Source organism: Streptomyces sp. 13-12-16 (assembly GCF_002114215.1).
GTDB lineage: Bacteria > Actinomycetota > Actinomycetes > Streptomycetales > Streptomycetaceae > Streptomyces.
The window spans coordinates 2,370-5,910 of record NZ_NCTE01000839.1 but is presented as its reverse complement, the minus strand read 5'-3'; the positions used below and the strand labels follow the sequence as shown (position 1 = coordinate 5,910).

The following is a 3,541-nucleotide window of genomic DNA, read 5'->3' as shown; positions in this document are numbered from 1 at the left end:
CCCCTCGCGGAGGGCGGCGGTGAGGAGGACGCGGTCGCCGGGCGCGACCGGCGGTCCGGCCGGACCGCGGTGGCGGGCCGTCGGACGGCCCTCACGTGAGGGCCGTGTCGCCGAGGTTCTCCAGCACCTGCCGCAGGCCCTCGGTGGTCTTCTCGACCAGGTCGCGGTCCACGCCGGCGAGCAGTTGTGCGTAGTCCGCCAGATGGTCGGCGAAGGCGGCCCGGGTGACCTCGTGCCCGTGCTCGGTGAGGCGGATCCTGACGGTGCGCCGGTCACCGCCCTCGCGCACCCGCTCGACGAGGCCCTTGGCCTCCATCCTGTCGATGCGGTTGGTGATCGCCCCCGAGGTGACCATGGACGCCTTGAGGAAGGCCCCGGCGGTGAGGGCGTAGGGGGGCCCGGAACGCTGCAGTGTGGTGAGCACGTCGAACTCGCCGTGTTCCACTCCGTGCGCGGCGGCCGTGGCCCGGGCGGACTTGTCGATCACCCGGGCCAGCCGCTGGATCCGTGCGAAGAGTTCCACCGGCCAGAGGTCCTCCACCACATCGGGGCGCTCCTTCGCCCACTGGCCGATGATCGCGTCCACGACGTCGCTCATCCCCATCGCTCCTCTCCGTCGATATCTTCTCAACGTTAAGAGACTTGACGTTGAGACGTCTGTGCTGCTTTTATCTTAACGTTGAGATTATCAAGGTTGAAGGAGGGGCCCCTCATGTCCGCCACCAACACTCCGTCCGCACCGGTGCTGACCCGTCATGCAGACGCCGAGACCTGTTCCGACCCGAGCAGCGTGATGACCCTTCTGGCCGATTCGGACGCCGGCGCGGGCGGGTTCACGAGCTACCGGTCCACCTTCGCGAAGGGTGCGGTGGGGGCGCCGGCCCACTTCCACACCCGGGCGTCGGAACTGTTCTTCGTGATCGGCGGATCCCTGCGGGTGCTGGTGGGCGAGGAGGTCACCGTCCTGGAGGAAGGCGACTTCCTCGCGGTCCCGCCCCGCACCCCGCACGCCTTCGCGGCCGCCCCGGGCTGTGAGGCGGACGTCCTGTTCGTCTTCACCCCCGGCATGGGCAGGTTCGACTACCTGCGCCTGCTCGGCCGGGTGATGCGCGGCGAGGCCGACCCGAAGGAGATCGCCGAGTCGTCGGAGCGCTTCGACAACCACTACGTCGACAGCCCCGTGTGGCGTGCCGCCCTGGAGGGCTCCGCGTGATCGGCCCCACCACCCGGATCCGGGTGGCCCGGCCCTCGAGGGACCTGGCCGCCGCGGAACGCTTCTACGTGGAGGGCCTCGGGCTCGAAGTGCTCTGGCGGACCACCGAACGGGTCCCCGGCGAGCACGACCTGCTCATGGTCGGGCCGCCGGGCGCCACCTGGCACTTCGAGCTCACCCGTGACCCCGAGCGGCCGATCGAGCCCACTCCGACGGTGGACGACCTGTTCGTGGTCTACCTCGGCGCCCCGGTCGCCGCGTCGCTGGTCGAACGCCTGGAGGCGCACGGGGGCACCAGGACCCCCGCGCACAACCCCTACTGGGACCAGTACGGCGTGACCGTCGCGGATCCCGACGGGTACCTCCTCGTCCTGTGCTCACGCGACTGGACCGCCTGAACCCGGGGTCCGCTCACCGGGTGCCCCCGGTCGTCCGGCCGGTCTCCGGGCCGCCTTCGAGGACGGTCCGGGTGATAGGGTCCGCGGCCGCTCGCGGCAGGGCGGTTCCCGAGCCTGGGACCGGCCACCGACAACGCCGTTCCCGCGTACGGCCGGCGCGGCGCCACGCCGCCGGAAACCCGCCGTGAAGCGCGATGCGCCGGTGTACGCTCCCGATCTTGTACGACCCGAACGGCTGTTCCCCGTCCACGGGTGGGGGCGGCTTTCCAGTGCGGGTCGCCGACACAGCCTGTGGGGGGCACAGTTGAATACAGCACACCGTCCCGGACGCCTCGCGGCCGCCGTTCTCGCCGCCGCACTCGCCGGGACCGGGCTCACCGTCGCCGTCGCGCCCGCGGCGCACGCGGCCGCATCCGACAGCGTGGCCAAGCTGCCGTTCACCACGTACTCGGCGCTGGCCGTCGACAACGTCCACCAGCGCGTCTTCCTCGCCGACGCCGCCGTGGGCTCCAGCTCCAACGACGGCCGGATCGCCGTCTACACCTTCCAGGGCGAGCGGATCTCCACCATCGACACCGACTACCACGTCTCCGGCCTGGCGCTCAGTGCCGACGCGAGCACGCTCTACGTCGGTGAGCGCTTCCGGATCTCCACGTACGACACCACCACGCTGACCCTCAAGAGCATATACAACGCGCCCTCCGACAACTGCGGCCGCGAGGCCGTCGTCGCCGGCGGCAAGCCGTACTACACCTCGCAGTACACCGACTACCTGACCCAGTGCGCCACGGCCACGTCGACCGTGGACACGATCGTCAACGGCGGCTGGCAGCGCACCGGCTGGAACGACTCCGGCAAGCTGCTGCTGGAGGGCGGCCCGAACGACACGTTCGTGATGGGCCAGGGGGTGCTCAACTCCTCGGCGCCCGACCCGTTCGTCAGCGTCTTCGACGGCAGCGGAGAGACCCCCGTACGGAACGCCACCCGCCGGTTCGCCGACAGCGCGGGCAACGGCGCCCTGAACCTGAAGGACATCGCCGTCTCCCCGGACGGCGCGAAGATCGCCCTCGCCGACGCCTCCGCCGGCACCCGGCTGCTGAACACCGGCGACCTGTCGGACGCCACCGACGGCTACCGGGCCCTGCCCGAGGGCGCCACCGCCAGCTCGGTCGCCTTCAGCGGCGACGGAAAGTACGTGGCACGCGGTGCCTCGGCCACCGGCGCCACCCCCGACCTGCTGGTCCAGCCCGCCGACCCGACCGACTCGACCGCGCCGCTGGAGTTCGTCTTCGAGGGCAGCCAGGACGGCGACCGCGTCGTGCCGCGCGGCACGGAGTGGTCCGCCGACGGCTCCCGGCTCTTCACGGTCACCACCAACGCGGCCGGCAACCAGTTCTGGCTGCACATCATCCAGCCCCCGGCCGTCCAGTACGACGTCCGCCTCGGCGAAACGCTCACGCACAGCCCCGCTCGGGCCGTCGCGGGTGAGCCGCTGTCGGTGCGGGGCCGGCTGGAGCACGACGGACCGGCGCCCGCCGAGCCGCTGAAGGTCAAGGCGACCCGCACGGACGCGGAGGGCACCCACGACCTGGGCACCTTCACCGTCAAGGAGGACGGCTCCTACACCGTCCTCGACGAGCCCGGACTGGTCGGCGACGCCACCTACACCGTCTCCTACCTCGGCGACCTCACCCACCGCCCGGCCACCGACGTCACCCACACCGTGTCCGTCGGCAAGGCGGCCAGCTCGATCACGCTCACCGCGCCGGAGGAGGCGTCGAAGAGCACGGGCGTCCACATCACCGGGACGTTCACCGCGCAGGGCAAGGCACTGCCGGACCGGGCGGTGCTGAAGGTGGAGCGTACCGACCGGCTCGGCACCGGCACCCTGTCGTCGGTGACGGTCGCCGCCGACGGCACCTTCACCATC

4 protein-coding genes are annotated in these 3,541 nt (G+C 71.5%); 3 read left to right on the top strand and 1 reads right to left on the bottom strand.

Annotated elements, in window-relative coordinates:
• Positions 1 to 91: 91 nt before the first annotated feature.
• Positions 92 to 598, bottom strand: a complete 507-nt coding sequence (locus tag B7767_RS30265) for a MarR family winged helix-turn-helix transcriptional regulator (RefSeq protein WP_085574937.1) — start codon at positions 596 to 598, stop codon at positions 92 to 94.
• Positions 599 to 712: 114 nt separating this feature from the next.
• On the opposite strand from B7767_RS30265, the gene B7767_RS30260 reads away from it, so the two are divergent.
• From B7767_RS30260 to B7767_RS30250, 3 genes are all read left to right on the top strand, one after another.
• Positions 713 to 1,213 carry a cupin domain-containing protein gene (locus tag B7767_RS30260; RefSeq protein WP_085574936.1) on the top strand — a complete coding sequence of 167 codons (501 nt, stop codon included), beginning with the start codon at positions 713 to 715 and terminating at the stop codon, positions 1,211 to 1,213.
• Positions 1,210 to 1,611 (top strand): VOC family protein, encoded by a 402-nt coding sequence (locus tag B7767_RS30255; protein ID WP_085574935.1) that lies wholly within the window; start codon positions 1,210 to 1,212, stop codon positions 1,609 to 1,611. The genes B7767_RS30260 and B7767_RS30255 overlap by 4 nt, the downstream gene beginning before the upstream one ends.
• Before the next feature lie 304 nt (positions 1,612 to 1,915).
• Positions 1,916 to 3,541: hypothetical protein (locus B7767_RS30250; protein WP_085574934.1), on the top strand; the 1,626-nt coding region annotated here is incomplete at its 3' end.